The 24,977-nt window shown below is 67.1% G+C and carries 20 protein-coding genes; 12 read left to right on the top strand and 8 right to left on the bottom strand.

The window, feature by feature from the left end; genetic code table 11:
• Positions 1-55: 55 nt before the first annotated feature.
• The 7 genes from ABD172_RS13580 to ABD172_RS13550 all read left to right on the top strand — a co-directional run bounded on the left by ABD172_RS13580 (position 56) and on the right by ABD172_RS13550 (position 7,438).
• Positions 56-1,186, top strand: coding sequence for a glycosyltransferase family 2 protein (locus ABD172_RS13580; RefSeq protein WP_344310481.1), 1,131 nt, complete (start codon positions 56-58; stop codon positions 1,184-1,186).
• A 12-nt stretch (positions 1,187-1,198) separates the two neighbouring features.
• Positions 1,199-2,215, top strand: a complete 1,017-nt coding sequence (gene galE / locus ABD172_RS13575; RefSeq protein WP_344310479.1) for a UDP-glucose 4-epimerase GalE — start codon at positions 1,199-1,201, stop codon at positions 2,213-2,215.
• Positions 2,212-3,147, top strand: coding sequence for a hypothetical protein (locus ABD172_RS13570; protein WP_344310477.1), 936 nt, complete (start codon positions 2,212-2,214; stop codon positions 3,145-3,147). The genes galE and ABD172_RS13570 overlap by 4 nt, the downstream gene beginning before the upstream one ends.
• A 40-nt stretch (positions 3,148-3,187) precedes the next feature.
• Entirely contained in the window at positions 3,188-3,655 is a 468-nt protein-coding gene (locus ABD172_RS13565) for a DUF3151 domain-containing protein (protein WP_344310475.1), read from the top strand.
• 180 nt (positions 3,656-3,835) lie between these two features.
• Positions 3,836-5,122 (top strand): adenylosuccinate synthase, encoded by a 1,287-nt coding sequence (locus tag ABD172_RS13560; RefSeq protein ID WP_344310474.1) that lies wholly within the window; start codon positions 3,836-3,838, stop codon positions 5,120-5,122.
• Between the two features lie 52 nt (positions 5,123-5,174).
• Positions 5,175-6,239 carry a hypothetical protein gene (locus ABD172_RS13555; protein WP_344310472.1) on the top strand — a complete coding sequence of 355 codons (1,065 nt, stop codon included), beginning with the start codon at positions 5,175-5,177 and terminating at the stop codon, positions 6,237-6,239.
• 110 nt (positions 6,240-6,349) lie between these two features.
• Positions 6,350-7,438 carry a hypothetical protein gene (locus ABD172_RS13550; RefSeq protein WP_344310470.1) on the top strand — a complete coding sequence of 363 codons (1,089 nt, stop codon included), beginning with the start codon at positions 6,350-6,352 and terminating at the stop codon, positions 7,436-7,438.
• A gap of 184 nt (positions 7,439-7,622) precedes the next feature.
• Here the strand turns inward: ABD172_RS13550 and ABD172_RS13545 are convergent, their stop codons facing one another.
• Positions 7,623-8,735, bottom strand: coding sequence for a hypothetical protein (locus ABD172_RS13545; protein WP_344310468.1), 1,113 nt, complete (start codon positions 8,733-8,735; stop codon positions 7,623-7,625).
• A 198-nt stretch (positions 8,736-8,933) separates the two neighbouring features.
• Positions 8,934-9,881, bottom strand: coding sequence for a sulfite exporter TauE/SafE family protein (locus ABD172_RS13540; protein WP_344310466.1), 948 nt, complete (start codon positions 9,879-9,881; stop codon positions 8,934-8,936).
• A gap of 523 nt (positions 9,882-10,404) precedes the next feature.
• Here ABD172_RS13540 and ABD172_RS13535 point away from each other — a divergent pair.
• On the top strand, positions 10,405-10,869 hold the full coding sequence (locus tag ABD172_RS13535; RefSeq protein ID WP_344310464.1) for a hypothetical protein: 465 nt from the start codon (positions 10,405-10,407) through the stop codon (positions 10,867-10,869).
• A 25-nt stretch (positions 10,870-10,894) separates the two neighbouring features.
• Here ABD172_RS13535 and ABD172_RS13530 read toward each other — a convergent pair whose 3' ends face one another.
• From ABD172_RS13530 to ABD172_RS13515, 4 genes are all read right to left on the bottom strand, one after another.
• Positions 10,895-11,350: an RrF2 family transcriptional regulator gene (locus tag ABD172_RS13530; protein WP_344310462.1), complete on the bottom strand. Its 456-nt coding sequence runs from the start codon at positions 11,348-11,350 to the stop codon at positions 10,895-10,897.
• Positions 11,351-11,466: 116 nt separating this feature from the next.
• A complete protein-coding gene (locus ABD172_RS13525; RefSeq protein ID WP_344310460.1) occupies positions 11,467-12,300 on the bottom strand; it encodes an alpha/beta hydrolase in 834 nt (277 codons plus the stop codon).
• A 117-nt stretch (positions 12,301-12,417) separates the two neighbouring features.
• Complete coding sequence (locus ABD172_RS13520) at positions 12,418-13,506, bottom strand: LLM class flavin-dependent oxidoreductase (RefSeq protein ID WP_344310458.1); 1,089 nt, start codon at positions 13,504-13,506, stop codon at positions 12,418-12,420.
• Positions 13,507-13,592: 86 nt separating this feature from the next.
• Complete coding sequence (locus ABD172_RS13515) at positions 13,593-15,098, bottom strand: O-acetylhomoserine aminocarboxypropyltransferase/cysteine synthase family protein (protein WP_344310456.1); 1,506 nt, start codon at positions 15,096-15,098, stop codon at positions 13,593-13,595.
• Between the two features lie 191 nt (positions 15,099-15,289).
• Here ABD172_RS13515 and ABD172_RS13510 point away from each other — a divergent pair, with 191 nt between their 5' ends.
• Together ABD172_RS13510 and ABD172_RS13505 are read left to right on the top strand one after the other, a co-directional pair.
• The gene (locus ABD172_RS13510) at positions 15,290-17,683 is read left to right on the top strand and encodes a S9 family peptidase (protein WP_344310455.1); all 2,394 of its coding nucleotides are present in this window, start codon (positions 15,290-15,292) and stop codon (positions 17,681-17,683) included.
• A gap of 73 nt (positions 17,684-17,756) precedes the next feature.
• On the top strand, positions 17,757-18,668 hold the full coding sequence (locus tag ABD172_RS13505) for an epimerase (protein WP_425546693.1): 912 nt from the start codon (positions 17,757-17,759) through the stop codon (positions 18,666-18,668).
• A 210-nt stretch (positions 18,669-18,878) separates the two neighbouring features.
• On the opposite strand, the gene ABD172_RS13500 is transcribed toward ABD172_RS13505, so the two are convergent.
• Positions 18,879-20,681 carry a BCCT family transporter gene (locus tag ABD172_RS13500; RefSeq protein ID WP_344310452.1) on the bottom strand — a complete coding sequence of 601 codons (1,803 nt, stop codon included), beginning with the start codon at positions 20,679-20,681 and terminating at the stop codon, positions 18,879-18,881.
• 424 nt (positions 20,682-21,105) lie between these two features.
• Between ABD172_RS13500 and ABD172_RS13495 the strand changes: the two genes are divergently transcribed.
• On the top strand, positions 21,106-21,900 hold the full coding sequence (locus tag ABD172_RS13495; RefSeq protein WP_344310450.1) for a hypothetical protein: 795 nt from the start codon (positions 21,106-21,108) through the stop codon (positions 21,898-21,900).
• Positions 21,901-22,021: 121 nt separating this feature from the next.
• On the opposite strand, the gene ABD172_RS13490 is transcribed toward ABD172_RS13495, so the two are convergent.
• Positions 22,022-23,128: a metallophosphoesterase family protein gene (locus ABD172_RS13490; RefSeq protein WP_344310448.1), complete on the bottom strand. Its 1,107-nt coding sequence runs from the start codon at positions 23,126-23,128 to the stop codon at positions 22,022-22,024.
• A gap of 497 nt (positions 23,129-23,625) precedes the next feature.
• Here ABD172_RS13490 and ABD172_RS13485 point away from each other — a divergent pair, with 497 nt between their 5' ends.
• The gene (locus tag ABD172_RS13485) at positions 23,626-24,825 is read left to right on the top strand and encodes a cobalamin-independent methionine synthase II family protein (RefSeq protein ID WP_344310446.1); all 1,200 of its coding nucleotides are present in this window, start codon (positions 23,626-23,628) and stop codon (positions 24,823-24,825) included.
• The last annotated feature ends 152 nt before the right edge of the window (positions 24,826-24,977 follow it).

Raw genomic sequence — 24,977 nt, 5'->3', positions numbered from 1 at the left:
CGGCGCCGGGCTCCGGCTCAGGTTCCGCTCATGTGCCGTGTGGAAGAATCGCACCGTGCCGAAAACAGTGACGCCCGAGTCAGGACTGGCTCCTTCCGACCTTCCGGAACTGCCGGAGCGCCCGGGGGTTTCGTACATCATGCCCGTGCTCAACGAAGCCGAGCACATCGCCCAGGCCGTCGGGACGATCCTCGACCAGGACTACGACGGATCGAAGGAGATCGTCCTCGCGCTCGGCCCGTCGACCGACGGCACCACGGAGATCGTCGAGGCGCTCGCCGCCGGTGACCCTCGGGTCCGTGTCGTGCACAACCCGGACGGGGACACCCCGACCGGGCTCAACCTCGCCGTCCGCGCCACCCGGTCGCCGGTCGTCGTCCGCGTCGATGCACATTCGGAACTCACCCCTGACTACACCTCGCTCGCGATCGACGTCCTGCGGGAGACGGGAGCCGCCAACGCCGGCGGACTCATGGCCGCCCGGGGAGAGACTGCGTTCCAGAAGGCCGTGGCCCGTGCGTACATGTCTCCGATGGGCCTCGGCGGGCCTGCGTATCACTCGGGCGACGAAGCACAGGAATCCGAATCCGCGTATCTTGGCGTCTTCCGCCGTGAGGTGTTCGACGTGCTCGGCGGGTTCGACGAGACCCTCCGCCGCGGTCAGGACTGGGAACTCAACCTGCGGATCCGCGAGGCCGGCGGACGTGTGTGGTTCGATCCCCGACTCCGGGTGACGTACTGGCCTCGTTCCACGTGGAAACAGCTCGCGCAACAGTTCCACGCCACCGGCCGGTGGCGTGCCGAGATCGTGCGGCGCCATGGCTCCCGGAACTCGGTGCGGTACTTCGCTCCACCGGTGCTGGTTCTCGGGATCACCGCAGCGCTCGTCGAGGCCGTTCTCCAGCTCAGCGGAACCACCGCTCGTTGGCCGAAGTTCCTTCGACGGTTCACGTCCCTCGTCTATGTGCCGAGCGCTGCCTATGTTGCGCTCATCGGTGCGGAGGTGGTGCGGGCGAAGGACTGTGGAATCCGCGAGCGCATCTGGTTCAAACTCGTCCTCCCAACCATGCACCTGTGTTGGGGCGCAGGGTTCCTCCGCGGCCTCGTCTCCGGTGCCGGTGATTCGGTGGACCGCAGCCGGTCTGCGAAACTGCAGGAATCAACTCCCTTGAATGCGTCCGACTGAGAAGGTAGGCAAATGTCAGTGTTGGTGACCGGCGGGGCCGGGTATATCGGGTCGCACGTCGTACGGCTTCTGCAGGAGCGTGGAGAGGACGTTGTAGTCGTCGACGACCTGTCGAACGGGAAGCCGGAGCGTGTCGGTAACGCTGTGCTCGAGACGTTCGATCTCTCGGATGCGGATGCGACGGTGAAGCTGGGCGCGCTCATGCTGAAGCACGAGGTGGATGCTGTGATCCATTTTGCGGCGCTCAAGCAGATCGGCGAGTCGATGGAGCGGCCGCTCTGGTACTACAAGGCCAATGTGGAAGGTATGCGGCACCTCATCGGTGCGATGCAGGACGCTGGTGTGAAGACGATGGTGTTCTCGTCCTCGGCCGGAACCTACGGGCAGCCGGACGTCGATATGATTACGGAGAAGACCCCGTGCCAGCCGATCAACCCGTACGGGCAGACGAAGCTCATCGGTGAGTGGATGCTCGACAATGCGGCGCGGTTCGGGATGAACTCGATCAAACTGCGGTACTTCAACGTGGCCGGTGCCGGGGCTCCGGAGTTGCGTGATACGGCGATGATGAATCTCGTGCCGATCGTGTACAACCGTTTGCTCGCCGGTCAGGACGTGGTGATCAATGGTGATGACTACCCGACTCCGGACGGGACGTGTGTGCGGGATTACGTGCACGTGGTGGACCTTGCCGAGGCGCATCTGGTTGCGCTCGACAGGTTGCGAGGAATCCGGTCGGGGACTGCGGAGCCGCTTGCTCAGACGGTGTTCAATGCGGGGAACGGGATCGGGTATTCGGTGCGTGAGGTGATCGACGCGATCTCGCCGGTGATCGGGCGGACTCTGGACCCGGTTGTGGGGCCGCGCCGTGAAGGTGACCCGCCGCGGTTGGTGGCGGATGCCTCGGCGATCACGGAGGTGTTGGGGTGGAAGGCCTCGAGGACTCTGGAGGACATGGTGCGCTCGGCATGCCCGCCCGAGTTGCTGGCCGGGCACCGGGGAGAGAAGGACGGTGACGTCGAACAGTGACGCGTCGCAATCGTGCACGGCGCGAGGACCGTATCCGTCAGGAGCGCGCTCGCGAACAACAGGCCGCACCGAATGCGTTGGACGCCGTCCAGGGAAAGATCGGGCGCAACGAGAACGCTCCGCGCACCTTCGCCCCCCTCATCGTCGGGGGAGTGGCGCTCGCCGCGGTGATCGGCGTCGTGGCGTGGAACGCGTTCGCTCCGCGTGAGGCACTCACCGTGACGGCACTGCAGTCACCCGTCGTCGGAGCCGTCGGCGCGGGTGAGGCCTTGTACCCCGAGAACTCGCGTGAGGCCATCGGTGAGGTCGTGAAGTTCGGTTACCTGCCGGCCGTCGACCTCGCTCGGCTCTCCGACGGCACCCTCGTGCTCGCCGACGCGGACGAGGCCCAGGAGGAACTCGGCCTGGCGTCTCCGGTCGAGCAGACGGATGCGGAGACCTTCCTCGCCGCGGACATCCCTGCTCCGGCGCAGGACGACGGCGAGGGCTGGAGCGACACGGGAACCCCTGTCACCTGGATGCAGGCACTCGAGGAGTTCGGTGATGCCACCGTGTTCGTTCCCCGGGTCGAGTCCATCGATCTCGTCGGGGAGACGCTCGGTCAGGTCGAGTCCGCCGGTCGGATGGACGCCGTCATCGTGCGTTCCGGGGACCCGGAGGCGCTCCGCGTCGCGGCGGAGAAGGGCGCCACTGCGATGTACGAGGGCGACCTCGCAGGCGTGACCCCGGCCGACCTCGAGGGCGTCGGTGCCACGATGGTCGCGGTTCCGGCGGAATCTCCGGACCTGGACACGTGGATCGGATCCGATCTGCAGGTCTGGGCGACCGGGGTCGCGGACGAAGCGAACCTCGGAGAACTCGCAGAGCGCGGGGTGTACGGTGCTCTCGCGGAGAACCCCTATTCCATCCAGCCGTCCGCGGTGAAGCAGTAACAGTCGTCCCGTCATCGGCCGCCAGTACAGGAGAAACACCATGTCACAGCCCATCGGAAACCCTTCGCTCATCGGCAATCTCTCCGCAGGCCAGCTCGGCCCCCAGCCCACGCATCTGCCGGAGGACCACCCGGACGTCGAGGCCCGTTCTCGCATGGACGCGGGCGAGGAGGCGCAGGACGTCGTCCGCGATCTCCCCGCCAGCTCGCTCGCGTGGGCGGTCCTCGCCGACGAAGCCTTCGCCGAGGGGCGTCAGGTCGACTCCTACGCCTATGCCCGTGTCGGTTACCACCGCGGGCTCGACGCCCTGCGCCAGGCCGGATGGCGCGGTGCCGGTCCGATTCCGTACTCCCACGTGGTGAACCGTGGGTTCCTGCGTGCGCTCTACGCGCTCGGCCGTGCGTCCGCGGCGATCGGCGAGGCCGAGGAAGCCGCACGCATCGAGAAGTTCCTGCGCGAGTCCGACCCCGAGGCGATCGACGCGATCGTGGCCGAACCGGCGGTCTGACCCGAATCGCGACGCCGAAAGGGGCACGTCCGGCCGGACGTGCCCCTTTCGGCGTATCTGTCCCTGCGCCACGCATACGCATTGCCGCGCCGCGCCGCGCCGCGTCAGCCCCTCCGAGTAGACTGTCGTGGTAATGCCTGGTCATCCGGGCTGCCCGAAAACTCTCGAGGTGAGTACTTCATGCCAGCAATCGTGGTCGTCGGCGCCCAGTGGGGCGACGAAGGAAAAGGCAAGACCACCGATATCCTCGGCACCCGCGTGGATTACGTCGTCAAGCCCAACGGTGGCAACAACGCAGGTCACACGGTTGTCGTCGGCGGCGAGAAGTACGAGCTCAAGCTCCTCCCGGCAGGCATCCTCTCCCCGAACGTCGTCCCGGTCATCGGCAACGGCGTCGTCGTGAATCTGGAAGCGCTCTTCCAGGAGATCGAGATGCTCGAGTCCCGCGGCGCCTCGACCGCCGCGCTCAAGATCTCCGCGAACGCCCACCTCGTCGCTCCGTACCACCAGACGCTCGACAAGGTGACCGAGCGTTTCCTCGGCAAGCGCGCCATCGGGACGACCGGCCGGGGCATCGGGCCCGCGTACATGGACAAGGCGGGGCGCCTCGGCATCCGGGTCCAGGACATCTTCGACGAGTCGATCCTTCGCCAGAAGGTCGAGGGCTCGCTGCGTCAGAAGAACCAGCTCCTCGTGAAGATCTACAACCGTCGCGACGTCGACGTCGACGAAACGGTCGAGTGGTTCCTCCAGTTCGCGGAACGCCTGCGCCCGATGGTCACCGACACCTCTCTGCTGCTCAACAATGCGCTCGATGAGGGCAAGGTCGTCGTTATGGAGGGCGGCCAGGCCACCATGCTCGACGTCGACCACGGCACGTACCCCTTCGTCACCTCGTCGAACCCGAGCGCCGGCGGTGCAGTCGTCGGTACCGGAATCGGGCCCACCCGGATCAATCGGGTCGTCGGCATCATCAAGGCATACACGACCCGCGTGGGTGCCGGTCCGTTCCCCACGGAGCTCTTCGACGACATGGGCGTGTACCTGCAGAAAACCGGTGGCGAGTACGGCGTGAACACCGGACGTCCGCGCCGCTGCGGCTGGTACGACGCCGTCGTCGCCCGGTACGCCTCCCGCGTCAACGGGTTCACCGACTACGTGCTCACGAAGCTCGACGTGCTCTCCGGGATCGACGAGATCCCCGTGTGCGTGGCCTACGACGTCGACGGCGTCCGCCACGACGAGATGCCGGTCTCCCAGACGGAGTTCCACCACGCAAAGCCCATCTACGAATACTTCCCGGGCTGGAAGGAAGACATCACCGGAGCGCGGACCTTCGAGGACCTGCCGGAGAACGCGCAGAAGTACGTCCTCAAGCTCGAGGAACTCTCCGGGTGCCGGATGTCCGTCATCGGGGTCGGCCCGGACCGTGAGCAGTCGATCGTGCGGCACTCGCTGCTGGACTGAACGACTCACCGTCCGCAGGCTCCACCCACCCAAAGATCGCGAGAGGAATCCCGTGAGAATCATTCTGCACATCGGTATGGGGAAGACGGGGTCGACCTCGATCCAAGAGACCCTCGAGGGTTCCGACGCGGAACTGCAGAAGCACGGGATCGCCTACCTCGGTGCCATGCTCGAGAAGTCGGAGCGGCGGACTGCTCCTTGGCAGCACCCGTCCGCGGACCTCAACGCCGCGTACTCCGGTTTCGTCCAACGCGGGCGCGTGCACGGACGGGAGCGGCTCCTCTCCGAGGTGTGCGAGGCGTTCGATGCCGCGGCCGCCGTCTACGAGGCGCGTGGCATTCATACGCTCGTGTGGAGCAACGAGCGTTTCATCTCCCACACGGCGCTGTTCCTCGCCATCGCCACGGCCCTGCGGAATCGCGGGGGTCACGATGTGAAGGCGGTCGCCTATGTCCGCCGGCACGAGAACTGGCAGCGGTCCGTATTCATGCAGTGGCACGTGAAGATGAAGCGGAACTCGGGAGAGAACCTGTCGTTCCACGATTTCGTTCGGCGGAAGTCCCTGAAGTTCGCACCCGCACTCGAGAAGTGGGACTACCATTTCGGGGAGGACTTCCTTCTGCGCAATTTCGATGCGGTCGGTTCCGTGTCGGCGGATTTTCTCTCGCTGCTCGGAATCGAACCCGGGACCATTCCCGAGGTCCGCGCCAACGACTCCATCACGGACGAAGACGCGTTGTTGCGGATCCTCTACAACCACGTCTACAACAGCGGGGCGCACGTCGACGCTCTGGATGCGCTCCGCTATGTGAAGCCGGACGAGATCGATTTCTCCGCGGATCCCTGGGAACTCGCCCGTTCGGTCTGGCCGACGGACGACGACGTCAGGTTCGTCACCGACTCGACGGTGGAGGACCGAGCCCGAGTCGACGCTCTCCTCGATGCGCGAGGGCAGACCGGGTTGGAGAGCAGCAGGGTGAAAACCCGTGACTTCGATGCCGAGCCAGCGAAAGTGCTCTCCGCTCTGTTCCAGATGAATGTGTCGCTGCGTCATCAGGTCAACAAGCTCACGGCTCAGACCAGGAAGCTCGAGGCGCGGCTGGACGCTCTTTCATGAGCGGGTCTGCTCGCGGGCCCGTTGCTGTTGTCGGCCCGTCGCATGTCCGGCGTTACCGGAACGCGGTGGAGACGGGCCAGATCGCATCACCTCGCAGGGAAGTGCGGTGGATGGACCTCGCAAGGGCATCCATGCTCCACCCGTACTTCCTCACCGCGGATTTCGCCCGATCGACGACGGAAGCGGTCTGTTTCGTCCCCGACTTCAGGATCGGCAACCGGAGCCTGGTAGACCCGGACGACGAAGAGTCGTACTTCGGGGTGTCCAAGGACCTCATCGGCCCCGAACACGATGCGGAGATGTACCGGAGGATTCTCGACGCGATCCTTCGCATCCGGGACGAGAACCCCGCATGTCGATTCGTGTTCTGGAGCCTCGGGGGTTCGGAGCTGCGTAATCGGACCCGCGGTCACTACACCGAGGCCGGGCGATACCGGCACCCGGTGTGGAACCTCGGCGAGGTCGAGAACGCGGTCGGTGATCAGGCGATCTCGATGCTCCCGATCCTCGATCACGAGCTCGGGTCGATGCTGCACATCGACACCTCGAGCCATCCGTCGTACATCGGGCTCGAACTCTTCCGCAGGATGACGGACCGCCCCGACGTTTCCGTGCAGGACCACCTCGACGGGATCCGTGAGTTCATGTGGCGTCCTGTACTCATGCTTCCACGCGGGTTCGTGCTCACCGGTGATTCTTTCTGGCTGAAGGCACTGCGGGAGTACGTGACCAAGGGGTTGGTGGCGCTGGCTCCGGGGACCGAGATCCGCAGTGCCCGGGATCTGTTGGACAACTCCCGCGAGCCAGGGGTGAATGGTGTCTTCTTCATCTCGGGACAACAGTCCGCAGTCGGGCCCAAGGCGGAGGGGTTGATCGCGCACACCGCGGACATCGTCACGCGGCTGGCGCAGAAGGGGTACAACTCGCGAATCTTCGTGTGGGAGTCGCGGGTCGCGCCCATCCTGAATCCGGCACGTCGACACCCTCCTGCCCACCCGCGCTCGCACAGGGCTCTCGATCGGGCTTTCCAGAGCGCCGCCGGTGTCGGCCGGGTCATCACCGAAGGCCCGGGGGTACCGAACTTTGTGCGCCCGAGCGATGTCGAAGTGTCGCACCCGAAGGGCATGATGCCGACGGTGCACGGGCTGATGAATGTCGTGAAGTTGCTCGGAGGGAACAACCGCTGGGAACCATTGTGACCGCGGGGGCGGTCGTCGTGGGCCGGTCTCACCCGGGCTGATAGCTTGATCCCGCAGTGGTCAGGCAACGTCTTCGGTGACATGAGAAAGTTGACGGCATTGCACGAGCCGGGGCGGCCGCGAGGGCGCCTCGGCTCGTTCGGTTGTGGGACCGGTAACGCTGCGAGTCCTGCTGTTCGGCCGCTCAGGGAAGGTCGGGAAATGGCTCCCACTCGACCGATCCACCCAGCGACCGGTGGAGGGCGATGAGGCCGTCGAGGGTCGGTTGTATCGAGGGCGAGACCTTTTCGATGTCACGGCTCTCGATCGTGGGGAATTCAGGGGCGAATGGACGAAGTGCCGCGTACGGGCTCTGATCGTCCTCGGTGATCTCGCTCCGGCTCCATGGGAAACTCGTGTCCGCTGCCATGACCGCGGCGCGGTCCCACAAGACGACCCGGGAGTCGGGGCATTGCGCGTGCAGGTGATTCACCACGTTGATGAGGGCCTCCACGATATGCGCGTCGGCGGGCGCATCACTGCCGGTCCGCGTGATGTAGCACGCGCGGGTGATGGAAGACGGGATGCGACCCGCGACGATGTCCTCGCTCGTACACAGATGGATGTTCGGCCCGAGTGAGACGATCCCCCTCTGGGCGTACTCCTGCACTGTGCGCAGCCAGTGGGACGTTCCCGAATAGACAGTCGGTTCCGGCGCGTCGAAGACAGGCCGTCCCGAGGTCGCCAGAATGTCGTGGAACACCTCGAGCGCGTCGGCCGCAGGATTCTCGATGAGCGACATGAGAAGACGGAGACCGTACCAGGACGGGTGGCTTCCGGCATCGACGTGGAGGGCACTCGACCAACGGTCGTGCAGGAGCCCCTGCAGGCTGATGGTCGCGTCGCCGCACTCGGCCTCGGTCTCGGCGAGGTTCCATGTGGGGTGCCGATAGGTTCCGTCGACGACGTAACGTCCCTCGCGACGGTTGTGCATCTCTCTGCCGGCGAGGCTCCAGAAGATGAACCGGCATGACGGATTCGCACGGCGGATCGCATGCAGGGCAGACACGCCACGGCCGTACACGGCGCTGTCGGTCTGCGGATCGATGACGCTCTGATCGATGCCCTTGAACGCGAGCGGATGGTCCGGGGCGTGTACCGAACGGTTTCCGATCCGCGGGTCCGGGACGACGAAGACCGCCTTCGTGTCGGTTCGTGCGAAACGGTGCTCGAGGTATGTGGGTGCGAAGACCGCCTCGCCACTGTTGCTGTGCCAGGTCACCTCTACCGCAGGAGCGTCGATCTGTCCGGTTCTCATCGCATTCTCGAGTGAGAGGCAGTGAGAGTTCCCGGCGACTGTGGTGGGAGAGGTGTGCAGTGTTCTTACCTTTGCGTCTGCTTCAGCGGGACATGTGATTCCCGGAATTGTGTTCCGGCTCGAGGTGACCCTATCCGTGTGTTCTGAATGTCCGATCAGACCCCTGGCGCTCTGGGCGGGCTTTCTCATATCGGTCGTTCAGCCGCGGGCCGCTGCCTGCTCGCGCTCCGGCTCGTCACCCGGCGCGGTGTCGGGTGTGTGGGGCGCCTCGGCGTCGGTGTGCTTCTCCCGGAGAACTGCCCGGACGGACCAGGCCACTGCGGCAGCCCACACGGCGATGATGACACCGTAGACCACGTACAACGGAGTGCCGGCGAGGCCGATGAGGTCGCTCGTGAGCAGGGTGCGGGCGTTCGTGAGGATGATGAAACCGCCGACGATCGAGCCGAGGAGTCGCGGCGGGACGATCCGGACGAGGAACGCCGCGATCGGAGCGGCGACGAGGCCGCCGGCGAGCAGGGCGAGCACCCACGTGAGCGAGATGCCCTCCGTGCCGATGCCGATGAGGAAACCGACGGAGGCCGCCACCGCAACGAGGAACTCCGAGGTGTCGATCGAACCGATGACCTTCCGGGGCTCGATCTTCCCGCTCGCCAGCAGCGCGGGAGTGCCGACCGGACCCCAGCCGCCGCCGCCCGTGGCGTCCATGAAGCCGGCGACGACACCGAGGGGCATGAGGAAGCGCCGACGCAGGGGAGTGGTGTCCTTCCGCTGGGGGAGGCCGCGGAGGGTGAACCGGCTGAGGACGTACGCGCCGAGGCACAGGAGGATGATCGCCATGAGGGGCTGGGCGACCTCGGTGGACAGGTTCGAGAGGACCGTGGCGCCGAGGAACGCGCCGATAGCTCCCGGGATGCCGATCCGGCGGACGACCTTCCAATCGACGTTGCCGAACTTCCAGTGCGCGGCACCGGAGGCGAGGGTCGTGCCGATCTCCGCGAGGTGAACGGTCGCCGAGGTCATCGCCGGGCTCAGGCCGACCGTGAGCAGCAGGGTCGTCGACGTGACGCCGTACGCCATGCCGAGGCTGCCGTCGACGAGCTGTGCGCCGAAGCCGACGAGGGCGAGGAGAACGAGTGTGCGCATGGTGGAGTCCTGAGGGTCGGGCGGTGCGGGCGGGTTCGGTGCCGGTGGTGCTGTCGGCGGTGCGCGTGCGGTCGGCGGAGTGACTGTTTCCGCCTGAGTCGATCGATTGGATGAATCCGACCGGATAGATAGGAAAAGGGTACAGCGGGGCGCGCCGGAGTGCCAGGGGGAGCGACGGGGCGGGAGTAGTGAGTAGCGCGCCGAAAGCTTGTGAGTATTGGTCCGTCGTGTGGTTCGTTTGATGTGGACACCAGCGTTTGAGCTGGTGAGGCTGAATGCAGATTTCCACAGGCCGCAGGCCGGTCTGGTGCTCGAACGCTTTGCCTGCTCACGATGAGTCGCCGATGTGCATGAACGGGGCTACCGGTTCACGGCGACCACCGAGCGAACGAGGTTAGAGTTGAATCATGAAGAAGACATCGATGAGCCGAGCGATCATGCGGGGCATGCGTCGGGGTCTGGACTATCACACGGACGATCTGACGAACTTCCGGAAACTTCGCGAGGAGATGGAGTCGTCGGATTGGATGGCGGAAGCGTGGGAGGAAGTCGGACGGGATCTATCGTCGGCGATGATGCTGGCGACTCCGCCGACCGCCTCGCGCTTCTCTGGGGACCCGAGGTCGCGACGGTCTCGCTGAGTCGATTCTCCGGGCCCCTGCCCGACCCCGAGACGCTGCGCGCGTATGAGGAAATCCATCCCGACCTTCTGCCGACGGTGCTCGAAATGGCGCGCGCCTCGACCATTGGACGGGCCGCGAATCTCGAACGAATGTCGAAAGCCGAATCGTTCGGCGTGGTCGCGAGCGCTGCGACGACTCCGGTCATTGCCGTGGGTGGTCTCACGTTCGCTGGCGTCCTGATCGCCAATGGGCACGATGTGAGCGCTCTGCTTACCGCGGTTCCGGCAGTTCTGATCAGCGTCGGGAAAATCGTCTCCGCGTTCCGAGGGCGGCGCTCTGACGACGCCGATCCCGACGCCTTATGAACGTGGTGTCGGCTCGGTCAATCGGTCAGAAGTTCTCCCAGGCGTCGGACTGGGTGGACAACTCCTTCACGGCAGCGGGGAGTTCGCCGCCGGCGACGTCGGCGAGCGTCGTGGTGTCGAGGACATCGCGCACCGCGGCGCGCAGCGCCACCCACACCTCGAGCAACGGTTTCGCGCTTCCCGGGTACTCGAGGTCCGAGGGCCGGGAATCCCGCACGAACACGAGCGGCCCCTCGACCGCCCGGACGACGTCCCCGAGTGAGATCGCATTCGGCTCCCGAGTGAGCCGGTACCCACCCTGGCCACCACGCTGGCTCGCGACGATCCCCGTGCGGCGCAGGTCCGACAGGATGCCCTCGAGGAACCGGTGCGGCACGTCCTGGATCGTCGCGAGGTCCTTCGCCTTCACCGGATCCGGATGATGCGCCGCCAGTTCCACAGCGGCACGCACGGCATAGTCACCACGAGCTGAGATCTTCACGCGACCAGTGTCTCAGGTCCTGTCACGCCCTGCAGGAGTCCTTCCACCGCACGTGCACGGAGGGAGCACACGGGTGCGGAAGGAGAACCCGGGCCGACCCGCTCGCGCCGACGCACTCAACCCAGCACCGGCCCACCGTTCTTGAGGTCCTCGAGGAACAGCACCGTCGTCGCCGCGACCGACCGGTGGATCTTGTCGTTGAGCACATCGTGCAGCCCGCCGGGAGCCCGCACCACCCGCACATCCGGCACGGAGCCCAGCCACGCCTCGGCCGCATCCACGTCGATCACCGCATCCGCCTCGCCGAGGAACGCGAGCACCGGGACGCCCACCGCGCCTGCATCCGGCAGCTCCAGCCCTTCCGGGAGTGCCTGCGCGAGTGCACCGGGCGTCAGATTCTCCTCGTCCGCGAGCACGCCCTGATGCACGGGGCACGCCGACCTCACGGTGGCATCATCGGTGAGGTCCGCCGCGTCTGGGGCGCCGGCCCCGGCCGCGGCACTATCACCCACCGGCAACCCGGCCACGACGACGCCCGCGAGGTCACTCGACGCGCCTGCATCGCCTGTCGGCGCCTCGGCGCCCTCCACTCGCCCGGCACCCGAGGCGATCTGCAGCGCCAGCACCGCCCCGGCATCCGAACCCACGAGGAACTTCGGTGACGGCAGCGATGCGTCGGTGAGCAGCGCCTCGGCGGTGGTGCGCGCAGCCGCGGGATCCTCCGCGGCACCCGTGACGACGCGGACGGGATACGCGTCGAACGCGATCCGCTTCCCGAAACGCGCGTACACCCCCGGCCGCTCGCCCCGCCCACCGAGCACGACGACGGTGCCCCGTGGGTTCGCCCCCGCGGCGATCTCGAACGCGGCGGTCTCGATCGCGCCTGCCGCCGGGACGGCGGTCTCGACGGCGCGCGGTTCGACGCTGGAATCCTGAACAACACTGGTCATGATGAGTGTCCTCTTCGACATCGGTGGGCGGCCGTTCGGCGGCCCCAGTGGGCCGGCGTGCGGCCCGGAAACACGGCTACGGGGATAAGACGGGGTGGAACGGGAAACGGAGCGCCCTCACACGAGAGCCGGCGCGGCGGCCTCCGCTGCGCCCGCCTCGGACGCAGCGCCCTCCGGCACCGCCTCCTTCACCAGCGGCATGAGCTGCTCGGCGATCCGGTCGATCTCCTCGTCGAGCGGCGAGGCCTGGATGAGCAGGAGGTTCAGCCCCGCGTCCGCATAGTCCCGGATCTGCTCCGCAACCTGCTCCGGCGTCCCGACGAGGTTCGGACGCAACGCCCGCGTTCCCACCGAGTACTCCCGCTTCGACACCTCGACATCGAGCTTCGAGTGCTGCACGAACTGCTCGAACGACGCGTAACCCGGCGAGTTCGGATCGACGGTCGTGATGCGCTCGAGCTCCGCCTGCGCCTCGGCCTCCGTGTCCCGCACGATGATGTACGCGGACATCCCGATCGTCTCGAACGGGGCACCCTGCAGACGCACCCGCCGCGCGTTCACGTCCGAGGCCTTCTCCCGGATCTCCTCGACGGTGCCGCCGTGCGTGACGTACGAGTCCGCGAACCCGGCGATCGCCTCCCGACCGCCCTCGGACTCCCCGCCGGCATAGATCTTCGGCAGCACCTGCGGCTTCGGTTCGACGATCGTGCCCTCGAAATCGAAGTACTCCCCGTGCTGGCTGTACGGCGTCTGCGTCCACAGCCCGCGCAGCGCATTCACGAACTCGGTGCAGTGCACGTACCGGTCGTCGTGACTGGGGAACACCCCACCGAACTGGGTCGCCTCGTCCTGCCACCACGCGGCGACGACGTTGAGCGAGAACCGGTCCCCGGAGATGTCCGCGAGCGTCGACAGCTTCTTCGCCGTCACCTGCGGATTGTGATAGCCCGGCCGGATCGCCGTGAGGATCTCGAGGTTCTCCGTCACCGCCGCGATCGCCGTCGCGAGCGACCACGCCTCGAGGCTCGGCGCCTCGATCCCCTTCCGGTCGTTGAGGTACAACTCCGGCACGAGCGTGAGATCGAAGCCCGCCGCATCCGCCTGCCGACTGATCCGCTTGATGTACTCCCAGGTCGCGGGCATCCCCTCGTCCTGGACATTGCGCAGGAACCCGCCGTACACGGGGGTCCAGTAACCGAACTTCATGGGTTCTCCTTCGTGGGTCTCCGGTGGCCGGGGTACGGCCGGTCGGGCGGGCTGGGCGGGGGCGGCGGGAGGCGGGAACCGCCCTCTCAGGCGGGAACGGCCGCCGAGGCGCCGCGCCCACCCGGCACCGCCTCGGCGGGGTGCCCGGCAGGTGCCTGCCCGGCAGTTGCCTGCCCGGCGATGTGCTGCCCAGCGGTGTTCTGCCCCGCCGCGTGTTGCCCGGCGGGCCGCACCCGGTCGAGTGCCTTCCCGAGGTCCGCCGTGAGGTCACGGACGTCCTCGAGGCCGATCGACAGGCGGATGGTCGTGAGCGTGATCTGGGCCTCCGCACGCTGCTCGGCGTTGAGCCGCGAATGCGTCATCGTCGCGGGGTGGACGACGAGGCTGCGGGCGTCCCCGATGTTCGCGACGAGGGCGAACAGGGTGAGCGAGTCGATGAACCGACCGGACACCTCGATCGGGTCCTCGTCCTCACCGCACGCGAGGTCGATCGAGAACACCGAACCGATGCCCTGCGGGTACAGACGCTCCGCCGTCGCATGGTCCGGATGGGATTCGAGCCCCGGGTGGTGGACCTTCGCCACTGCCGGGTGCGCCTCGAGGAACCGGGCGACCTCGAGCGCCGAACGGGTGTGGCGGTCCATCCGCAGCGACAGGGTCTCGATGCCCTGGAGGATCTGGAACGCGTTGAAGGGCGAGAGCGACGGGCCCAGGTCGTGCACACCCTTCGACCGGGCGAGCACGAGGAACGGGCTCTTCCCGTCCTCCCGCGGCACACCCGGTGCCGGCAGCGCGAACTCCTCGGTGAACACGAGGTCCGCGTACCGCGCGTACGGGGTGGTGAACGTCGGCCACTTCTCCGGTTCCGCCGTGAAGTCGAACGTGCCGCCGTCGACGATGACGCCCGCGACCGAGGTCCCGTGCCCACCCATGAACTTCGTCGCCGAGTGCACGACGAAGTCCGCACCGTGCTCGAAGGGGCGGAAGAGGATCGGCGTCGCCACCGTGTTGTCGACGACGAGCGGCACCCCGTGCGCGTGCACGATGTCCGCGATCGCCCGCACATCGGCGAGCGTCGCGATCGGATTGCCGACGCCCTCGACGAGCGCGGCCCGGGTCTCCGGACGGATCGCCGCCTCCCACGCGTCGAGATCGAGCGGGTCGACGAGCGTGACGTCGATCCCGAAGTCCTTGCACGTATCCGTGAGAAGATCCGTCGTCCCGCCGTAGATCTTGTTCGACGCGACGATGTGCTGACCGGTGTGGACGAGCGTGAGGAGGGTGACGGCCACCGCCGCCTGCCCGGACCCGACCGCCAGCGCACCGACGCCGCCCTCGAGCGCATTCACCCGCTTCTCGAGCACCGCCTGCGTGGGCGTGCCGTTGCGTGAGTAGAGGTTCCCGCTGCTCTTGAGCGCGAACAGGTTCCGCGCCGCCTCGAAGCTCTCGAACTCGTACGCCGAGGACTGGTAGATCGGCACCGCGACGGGGTTCTGCGGAGTGCCGGGGACGTAGCCCGTGTGGGTTTCCGTGGTGGCGAACGAGGGGGTGGCGGGGGCCGAGGCGGGAACGGAGCCGGGGCTGGCGGTCATGTGGAGTCCTTCGTGAGGTTCGTGACGGGGGATTCCTGCCATCGTGCTCCGATGCCTTGCCCGAGGAAACTTCCGTGACGGAGTGTGAAGTCCCGAGTCGTCATGCGGTGTCATACGTCGCTCGTGCGACGACAGCGGGGCGGCCACCGTTCGGGAGTGTTCGTGTCCGTCCCGCCGACTAGGGTGCTGCCATGAGCGATTCGGTCCCCACGCCTCCTGATCCTTCTGCGTCCGCCGACGGTGCCGCTGCGCCCACTGACGGTGCCGCTGCGCCCACGGTCCCGCCGGCGCCTCCCGTCCCCGAACAGCGCCCCCACGAACGCACACATCACGGCGACACTTTCGTCGACCCGTACGAATGGCTGCGCGACAAGGAGGATCCGGAGGTCCTCGCGCACCTCACGGCGGAGAACGACTACACGCTCGCCCGCACCGCCCACCTCGAGGGGCTGCGGGAGACGATCTTCGGTGAGATCAAGAGCCGTGTGAAGGAGACCGACATGTCCGTGCCCGTGCGGCGCGGCGACTGGTGGTACTTCTCCCGCACGCTCGAGGGCAAGGACTACGCGGTGCACTGCCGCGTCCCGGTGACGGACCCTGCCGACTGGACCCCACCCGTCGTCGAGGACGGGCAGACCCTGCCCGGTGAGGTCGTCGTCTTCGACTCCAACGTCGAGGCCGAGGGCAAGGAGTTCTTCTCGCTCGGATCGTTCTCCTACAGCCCGGACGGCACCCGCCTGGCCTGGGGCGAGGACGTCGCCGGTGACGAGCGCTATCTCCTGCGCATCCGCGACCTCGCCACGGGGGAGGACCTCTCGGACGAGATCCCGAACACCTTCGCCGGCGCGTTCTTCGACGTGAGCGGACAGTACGTCTACTACTGCACCGTCGACGACGCCTGGCGACCCGACCGCGTGTGGCGCCACCGCGTCGGCACCTCCGCGAACGAGGACGTGGAGATCTTCCACGAGCCCGACGAACGCTACTGGGTCGGCATGGGCCTCACCCGATCGCAGAAGTACCTGCTCATCGGCATCGGCTCGAAGATCTCGAGCAGCTACTGGTACATCGACACCTCCGAACCCGAGGGCACACCGGTGAACATCTGGCCCCTCGTCGAGGGCGTCGAGTACAGCGTCACGCACGCGGTCGTCCCGAAGTCCGACGGTGTCGAGGAGGACCGGTTCGTCATCACCCACAACCGCGACCGCGCGGATTTCGACGTCGTCGACGTGCCCGTCATCGCCCCGCGTGACGAGAAACAGTGGCGCCCCGTGCTCCACGGCCCGGCCGGCGAGGACGTCACCGCCGGCAAACGCATCGAGGACGTCTCCACCTTCCGCGACTTCTTCGCCGTCTCCTACCGCGAGGGCGGGTTCGCGCGCGTCGGCGTGGTGCCGGTGCGCGGCGGCGCCGGCAGTGGCGCCGCCACCGGCGGCGGAACTCCCGGTGGACCCGCCGAGGCGCCACGCGCCTCGGGAGGGGAAGGCGCCTCGGGAGCCGAGAGGGCTCCGGTAGCCGAGGGCGCCTCGGGAGCCGAGGGCGCCTCGGCGAGCCCCTACGGTGCGTTCATCGAGGTCACCGCCGAGGAACCGATCGGGACGATGGGCGTGATGGGCAACCCCGAGTGGGTGCAGCCGCGCATCCGGATGGCGTACGGCTCGTACACGACGCCGACGACGGTGTTCGAGTACGAGGTCGCGACCGGCGAGCGGACGGTGCTCAAACAGCAGCCGGTGCTCGGGGGAGTGGACCTCGGAGCGTACACGCAGGATCTCCAGTGGGCGGAGGCCTCCGACGGGACGAAGATCCCGGTGTCGCTCGTGTGGCGGCCGGACGCCGTCGCTGCCGACGGTCCACGTGAAACGCTCCTGTACGGGTACGGCTCGTACGAGGCGAGCATGGACCCGTACTTCTCGGTGGCCCGGTTGTCGCTGCTCGACCGAGGCGTCGTCTGGGCCGTTGCGCATGTGCGCGGCGGTGGCGAGATGGGCCGCCACTGGTACGACAACGGCAAGACACTCACGAAGAAGAACACGTTCACCGACTTCGTTGCGGTCGCCGACCACCTCATCGACAGTGGGCAGACCGAACCCGCGAAGATGGTCGCGATGGGCGGATCCGCCGGCGGTCTGCTCATGGGCGCCGTCGCGAACATCGCACCCGACCGGTTCGCTGGGATCAGCGCGCACGTGCCCTTCGTGGACACTCTCACCTCGATCCTCATGCCCGAGCTGCCGCTCACCGTCATCGAGTGGGACGAATGGGGCGACCCGCTGCACGACCCCGAGGTCTACGCGTACATCAAGTCGTACTCGCCCTACGAGAACGTGCGTGCGGGCCTCGGAGGATTCGGGCCCGGCGGGTACCCGAAGATCCTCGCGATCACCTCGCTCAACGACACCCGCGTGTTGTACGTGGAACCGGCGAAGTGGGTCGCGCGCCTGCGGGACGTCGGGGCCGACGCGATGATGAAGATCGAGATGGTCGCCGGTCACGGCGGCAAGTCCGGGCGGTACGAGGCCTGGAAGGAGACCGCGTTCGAATGGGCGTGGATCCTCGACACCCTCGGCATCGCGGAGTAGCCACGTGACGTCGCGAGGCGGGGCGGGGAACGGTGTGGACGGTCGCGTCGTCATCGGCGGTTCGTCCGGATTCATGGGGACACGCCTGCAGGAGGTCTACCGATCGGCCGGGCGTGAGGTCGTCACGATCTCCCGTTCCGGTGCGGACCTCACCTGGGACGACACCTCAGGGATCGCCGAGGCGGTCGACGGTGCGGCGCTCGTCGTCGGGCTTGCGGGCAAGAGCGTCGGCTGCCGCTACCACGCGAGGAACCGGGCGGAGATCTTCTCCTCACGGGAGCTGACGACGGCAGCACTGTCGCGAGCGATCGCCTCGGCCTCGGCGCCGCCGCCGGTCTGGGTGAACTCGTCGACCGCGACGATCTACCGGCACGCCGAGGACCGACCGATGACGGAATCCACCGGAGAGCTCGGCACCGGTTTCTCCGTCGACGTCGCGAAGAGCTGGGAACGCGTCCTGTTCGCCGACGACCTCCCCGGTACCCGCCGCGTCGCACTGCGCACTGCCATCGTCCTCGGGCACGGGGGAGTGCTGCCGGAACTCGCGTCGCTCACGCGCTGGGGGATGGGCGGCACCCAGTGCGACGGGTGGTGGCCGGTGACCCGGGCCCGCAAGGAAGCCGGCACTGCACATTTTCCGGGCGCGCGCCGCGGGAAGCAGAAGTTCAGCTGGATCCACATCGATGACGTCGTCCGCGCGATCGACCACCTCGAGGCGCATCCGGAACTCGACGGACCGGTGAACCTCTCGACACCGAATCCCGTCGACAACGCGACCCTCATGGCGACGCTCCGGAAGGTGATGGGCGTGCGGTTCGGCCCGCCGTTGCCCCGGTGGGCGCTCGAGGTCGGCGGCATGATCAACGGGGTCGAGACCGAACTCATTCTCAAGAGCAGGTGGGTGCTCCCCGAACGACTCCTCGCCTCCGGGTTCACCTTCCGGTACCCCGAACTCGAACCCGCCCTCCGCGAAGCGCTCTCGTAGCCGGCGCTCGGGCCGCGCGGGCGGGGCTCGCGCTGAGGGATTCGGGTCAACGCGTTCGCCCAGGGAAATCGAATCGGTTTGCATATCGCGGGGCGGCAAGCGTTTCGATTTTCCTGGGCGAATCCATTGGCGGGCGGGCCGGAGGGAGCGTCCGGACCGATGAGCCCCGCGATGGGTGTGAGGCCGACCCCGGAGGGTGCGCGGCCCTCGTCAGGTGCGGGGTGGGAGGGGCTTGCTCCCCGTGCGGGTTGCCAGGGTGCGGACCTTGCGTTTGGTGCGGGGCGCCTCGGCGGTGGGCTCCGGTTCCGGATCCGGGTCGACGTAGGGGTCCCGCATGACCGGGACCTCGGTCTCCGCCTCCGGTTCGACGACCGCTTCGACGTCGTCGTACTCGTAGTCGTCGTCCGGGTCCGCGCGACGCTCGAACTCCTCCGGCGGCAGCACCTTCTTCCACTCGCGAGTGCGCATGTCCGGCAGATCCGCGGAGTCCTCACGCAGCGCGCGGTGGAGCGCGAACATCTGGAAGTACGCCATGACGAAGAACGGCAGGCCGATGAGGATACTCACCGACTGCAGCGCCTCGAGCCCTCCGTCACCGGTGAAGACGAGCAGTGTCGCCGCGATGAGCCCGATCGCGAGCGCCCAGAACAAGCGTTGACCGAGCGGATTGAAGTCCTCGTGCCCGTTCGCCATCGTGTCCGTCACGAGTGCCGCGGAGTCCATCGACGTGATGAAGAAAACGACGACCACGAGAATCGCGATGACGGAGACCAACCACGCCGCCGGATAGTTCGAGAGGAACTCGAAGAGTGCGCCGGGGATGTCCTCCTGTTCGACGACTCGCTCCACGAGCCCGCCTTCACCGTTGATCTCGATGTCGAGCGCCGAGTATCCGAAGATGCCGAACCACACGACGGAGAACAGCGAGGGCACCGCGAGGACGCCGAGGACGAACTGACGGACGGTGCGACCGCGGGAGATCCGTGCGATGAAGATCCCGACGAAGGGCGACCACGTGATCGTCCACGCCCAGTAGAAGACCGTCCACCCCGCCTGCCATCCGGTGTTCGCGAAGGTGTCGTTCCAGAACGCGAGCTGCGGGAGCGCCTGGACGTAGCTGCCGAACGATTCGATCGTGCCCTTGAGGGCGAACAGCGTCGGGCCGACGACGAGGACGAACACGAGCAGCAGCACCGCGACGACGATGTTGATGTTCGACAGGGTCTTGATGCCGCGCTCCAGTCCGAGGCCGACGGAGACCATGGCGATGAGCGTGACGACCCCGATGATGATGAGCTGCCAGCCGGCGTTCTGCGGGATCCCGAACAGCTGACCGAGACCACCGTTGATCTGCAGCGTGCCGAGGCCGATCGAGACCGCGACACCGAAGATCGTGCCGATGATCGCGACGATGTCGATGAACTTCCCGATCGGACCGTGGATGCGCTCGCCGAGGAGCGGCTGGAAGATCGAGGACACGCGCGGCGGCAGATTCCTCTTGTGGATGAAGTACGCGAAGCACAGCGCCGGCAGCGTGAAGATCGCCCACGTGTGGAACGTGAAGTGGTACAGCGTGAAGTCCATGGCGTCCACGGCAGCCGCGGTGGACTCCGGTTCGATGCCGAGGAATTCCCCGCGCGGGGGCTTGGCGAAGTGCGAGATCGGTTCCGCGACCGACCAGAACATGAGGATCGTGCCGATGCCCGCGGCGAAGAGCATCGCGAACCATGCGCCTCCCGAGTGTTCCGGCGGTTCGTCGTCCGGGCCGAGCTTCACCCGCCCGTACCTGCTCATCGCGATGTAGAGGAGGAACACGAGGAAGACCGAGACCCCGAGGACGTAGAACCACCCGAACGAGTCCATGAGCCATGCCGACGCCGCTCCCGTCGCGTTGCCGACCGGCTCCGTGAAGACGAGCGTCGCGGCGACGAACAGGAGGATGACTCCGGCCGCGCCGAAGAAGACCGGCGGTGAGGTCCGCAGTCGCAGTAGATCGTGCAATCGGGTGAGCATGGGCGAACTCCTCGGGTCGGGACCGGTGGGGTCCGGTTCGAACGGATCGTGCCTGTGCATGTGTGTCGTGTGCGTGTGTGCCCTGCGTGAGGCGGTTGGCCCTGCGGGTGTATCTGTGCAGGGCATGCGTCTGCGCCTCACGCTTGCAGAGAGCGCGGAGAAGAACAAGAGCCCCGGGCCGAAAAGGGGCGTGTGGAGTTCGTGTGGGGTCTGTGCAGAGTTTTCGGCTGTGGACGACCGAAAGTGACGCACAGGATCCGAGATGAGTCACTTTCTGTTGCTGTCTCCGATCGGGTTGCGCAGGGTGTCCGATCTCGACGGACCATGTGCGGTCACAGACCGATGAAGCGGTGAGTCGGCTCTCTGTTGACAACGCGTCCGCGCGGCGCTCCTCTCCGAGGAGGACAGAGAACGCGTACGCAGGGTGGTGGAGGCCGGAATCCCGCGGCACGAAGGAGAGAGGGAGTTCGCCGCGATTCTTCTCGAGGCGTTCGAGGGCTCACATCGCCCGGCCGACCTCATGCGCTCGGGCGGATTCGTGTACTCCCATGCGAGTGCCGCACGGCTGCTCGATCTCGCACTCGCGTTCCCTCTGGAGCCGACGGTGTCGCTCACCCGACCGGGGCGGCGCTACCGGGGTCGGAACCTCGACTACTACGGCACCGCGCTGCCCGATCCCGAGGACTGCGTCGTCGTCGATGGGCGGAGCGTCACCGCGATCGCGCGCACCTGTGTCGACATGACACTCGCGCACGGGCTACGGATCGGACTACCGATGGCCGAGGCGGCGCTGCATTCCGAGAAGTGCAGCCGGGAGGACCTTCTCGCTGCGGTCGGTCGGCACCCGCAGGGTGAGAAGAAGGTCGTCCGGACACTTCTGGAGCTTGCGTCCGACCTTTCGGAGAGCGTCGGCGAGTCGCTCGTGAAACTCAACCTGTTCCACCTCGGACGGTGGCAGGAGTGGGAGCAGCAGGTCCGCGTGACGGCGCCCCACGGATGGAGTACCTACGCGATCGATTTCGGGCATCGGGCGACGCGTACGGCACTCGAGATGGACGGTTACGGCAAGTACACCGTCGACGGTGGGGACGGAGCGGAGTCGATCAGGAGGGAGAAACGACCGGACATGGACCTCCGTGCGCTCGGGTGGATCCCGGTGCATGTCGATTGGAGGACCGTGTGCGACATCGACGCATTCCGGCGGGTGCTGTTCGGGTGAAGGCGAGCCGGATGAATGCAACGAGATCGACCAGGGCGACACATTGTGTTGCATACCTGCAGGAATGCAGCACAATGCGTTGCGCTGGTCGATCGCGTTGTCAGCCCCGGGCGGGCCGGCCTCAGTGCTTGTCGGCGACCTCGAACACCATCGGCTCCTCGAGGTGCTTCTTCGGGATGTAGGTGCCGCCGTCGACGCCGAGGACCTCGTCGAGCACGACGTTCGCGATCCGCGGGCCGTTCGGCGTCATCTGCACGAGCGCGACGTGGTCCCAGGAACCCTCGGGGTTCGAGGTCGTCCACACGCCGCCGGTCGACGACAGAAGGATGTGGTCGCGGCCGTCGATGACCTCACGCCTGTAGTTGTGGCAGTGACCGGCGAACATCGTGAAGTCCCGCTCGCCGAGGGCCGCCCGGAAGCGCTGGTAGGCGGCGTTCTCCCGGTCCTGCCAGACCGGCATGTGCATGAGGCCGAAGGTCCAGTCGACGTCCTGGTTCGCCTCGACGGTCTCCTCGAAGAAGCGGATCTGCTCCTCGGAGAAGTTTGCCGGCATGGGGCCGTCGGCCGCGTCGTCGTGTCCGGCGAAGAACGAGTCCGGGTCCTCCTCGAGGGTCGTGAGCATCGTCGTCTCGAGATCGGCGAACTGCTCGGCCGTCATGCCCATGTCCTCGAAGGACTGCGGCGGGTCCTGGGTGTCGAGCACGACGAAGAGGACGTTGCGGTAACGGAACGCGTAGTACAGGGCCCCGTGGCGGCGCAGCCATTCCTCGCGCATCGTCGGATTCGAGATGTCGTGGTTGCCCGGGACGCGGAACAGCGGCACGTCGAGTTCGTCGGTGATGGCGTCGAACTCCTCCCACTGGCCGACGATCTTCTCGAGGTCCTCGGTGTATCCCTCGATCGAGTCGCCGATCTGCACGGCGAAGTCGGGACGGAACATGTTCGTCACCTCGATGCCGCGCTGGAACACACCCGTGCGCGCGAACCCGGTGCGGTCGGTCAGGAGCGAGAACGTGAACTCCTGCGGGCGTGTGGGTGCGGTCGAGAGATCGGTGAACGGCGTCTTCGTGCCGGTGTGCGTCACCTCGAAGAGTGCATTGGTCGCAGCGGGGGAGAGGGTGGTGAGCGGGGCCTCCGGTGCCGGTGCGGCGTCGGTGGTCGGCGCCTCGGCGGTGGCGGCAGGGTCGGCCGGTCCCGCCGTGGCGGTCGGCTCCGGCAGCGGGGTCACGCCCGCACCCGGCAACAGGATTCACCTGTGCGACGCATTGTGCGGGAATCGGGGGCGAACGAGGCACAAAGGGCCGCACTCGGCGAACTCGTTGAACGGCCCTGCCGCACCCACCGCCACCCCACCGGAAACCGTTCCGATGCATGATCCATGACGAATATGACAGCGCTCACGCTCCGAATCGTCGGTATGTGGTCCGATGAACGTGCCGGATCACGGACCGCAGCGGAAGCCTCCCCACGTCCGAACCACGATGACGGCACCCGCACCGCCCGCGGACACCACGTCCACCGGACACCACGTCCACGGGCACCCTCGCGAGGCCCCACCCGCCGGAACCACGTCCCGCCGGGAGGGACCGCTCTCCTGCTCCCAGGAAGGGCCGCCTTCCACACCGGCAGGACCGCCCTCCTCACGGGCAGGGCCACCCTCACGAGGCGCCACGCGGGTCACCCACACCTAGCCGGGTTACACGGGCACAACTGGAGGAGATACTCATGACTGCACAGATCCGCACCTCGCACGCCGGTTCGCTCCCGCGGACGGCCGAGCTCATCGCCGCGAACAAGGCGAAGCAGGACGCCTCGGTGAGCGCCGAGGAGTACGAAGCACTTCTCACCGACAGCGTCGTCGGCATCGTCGAGCGGCAGAAGGCGCTCGGCATCAGCGAACCGAACGACGGCGAGTACGGTCACGCGATGGCCGCCGACTTCGACTACGGCGCCTGGTGGCACTACTCGTTCGCCCGCACGAACGGCCTCGAGATCTCGGGCCAGGGCCTGTGGGAGCTGCCCGAGGTGCTGAGCGAACCGGGCAACATCCGTCTCACCTCGTTCCAGGGCCGCCGCGACCGTGCGCTGTTCCCGGGCGCGTACTCGGACCCGCACGCCGGCACGGACACCGGTGAGCAGCCCGGCTTCCCGCAGGCCGTCGGCCCGATCTCCTATGCCGGTCACGAGCAGATCGAGCGGGACATCGCGAACGTGAAGAAGGGACTCGAGGCCGCCGGCTACGACTCCTCCCGCGGGTATCTCAACTCGCTGGCCCCCGCCTCGGGCGCGCGGATCGAGAACAAGTACTACGACTCCTACGAGGAGTTCGTGTGGGCGTGGGCCGACGTCCTGCGCGAGGAGTACCTCGCGATCACGAACGCCGGCCTCATCGTGCAGATCGACGACCCCTCGCTCGCGGAGAACTTCGACCAGATCAACCCGGAACCGTCCTACGAGGACTACCGGAAGTTCACGCAGTTGAGCGTCGAGGCCACGAACTACGCCCTCCGCGGCATCGACCCGCAGCAGGTCCGCATCCACACGTGCTGGGGCTCGTGGCACGGCCCGCACGTGACCGACCTGCCCTTCAAGGAGATCGTCGACGTCGTCCTCCAGCACAACGCCGCCGGCTTCACCTTCGAGGCCGCGAACGTCCGGCATGCGCACGAGTGGAAGATCTGGGAGGACACGAAGCTGCCCGAGGGGAAGTACATCATCCCCGGCGTCGTCTCCCACTCGACGAACGTCGTCGAACACCCCGAACTCGTCGCCGACCGCATCACGAACTTCGCGAAGCTCGTCGGCCCCGAGAACGTCGTCGCCTCCACCGACTGCGGACTCGGCGGCCGGGTGCACCCGGAGATCGCGCAGGCGAAGCTCGAGGCGCTCGTCGCCGGCGCCGACCTCGCCTCGCAGCGCTTTTGAGGCACGAAGCTTCTGAGGCACGAGGGTTCTGAGGCACGCGCCGGAAGGAGCTCGCTCCTGAACCCCGGTGCTGCCGGAACTCCGGTACCGCCGGGACTCACGTGGCGCCTCGGGCAGGGTTCGTCCCCCGCCCGAGGCGCCACGCGGCTTTC

The sequence above is a fragment of the Brevibacterium samyangense genome, assembly GCF_039529845.1.
In the GTDB taxonomy this organism is placed as follows: Bacteria; Actinomycetota; Actinomycetes; order Actinomycetales; family Brevibacteriaceae; genus Brevibacterium; species Brevibacterium samyangense.
The sequence above is the reverse complement of the archived record's forward strand: the minus strand, read 5'-3'. Positions and strand labels throughout refer to the sequence as shown.

Coding starts and splice junctions, on each gene's coding strand:
- ABD172_RS13510 (WP_344310455.1), top strand. CDS start 15,290: ATGAGCGATTCGGTCCCCACGCCTCCTGATCCTTCTGCGTCCGCCGAC.
- ABD172_RS13565 (WP_344310475.1), top strand. CDS start 3,188: ATGTCACAGCCCATCGGAAACCCTTCGCTCATCGGCAATCTCTCCGCA.
- ABD172_RS13520 (WP_344310458.1), bottom strand. CDS start 13,506: ATGAAGTTCGGTTACTGGACCCCCGTGTACGGCGGGTTCCTGCGCAAT.
- ABD172_RS13560 (WP_344310474.1), top strand. CDS start 3,836: ATGCCAGCAATCGTGGTCGTCGGCGCCCAGTGGGGCGACGAAGGAAAA.
- galE (WP_344310479.1), top strand. CDS start 1,199: ATGTCAGTGTTGGTGACCGGCGGGGCCGGGTATATCGGGTCGCACGTC.
- ABD172_RS13525 (WP_344310460.1), bottom strand. CDS start 12,300: ATGACCAGTGTTGTTCAGGATTCCAGCGTCGAACCGCGCGCCGTCGAG.
- ABD172_RS13550 (WP_344310470.1), top strand. CDS start 6,350: ATGGACCTCGCAAGGGCATCCATGCTCCACCCGTACTTCCTCACCGCG.
- ABD172_RS13545 (WP_344310468.1), bottom strand. CDS start 8,735: ATGAGAACCGGACAGATCGACGCTCCTGCGGTAGAGGTGACCTGGCAC.
- ABD172_RS13485 (WP_344310446.1), top strand. CDS start 23,626: ATGACTGCACAGATCCGCACCTCGCACGCCGGTTCGCTCCCGCGGACG.
- ABD172_RS13515 (WP_344310456.1), bottom strand. CDS start 15,098: ATGACCGCCAGCCCCGGCTCCGTTCCCGCCTCGGCCCCCGCCACCCCC.
- ABD172_RS13500 (WP_344310452.1), bottom strand. CDS start 20,681: ATGCTCACCCGATTGCACGATCTACTGCGACTGCGGACCTCACCGCCG.
- ABD172_RS13540 (WP_344310466.1), bottom strand. CDS start 9,881: ATGCGCACACTCGTTCTCCTCGCCCTCGTCGGCTTCGGCGCACAGCTC.
- ABD172_RS13505 (WP_425546693.1), top strand. CDS start 17,757: ATGGGGACACGCCTGCAGGAGGTCTACCGATCGGCCGGGCGTGAGGTC.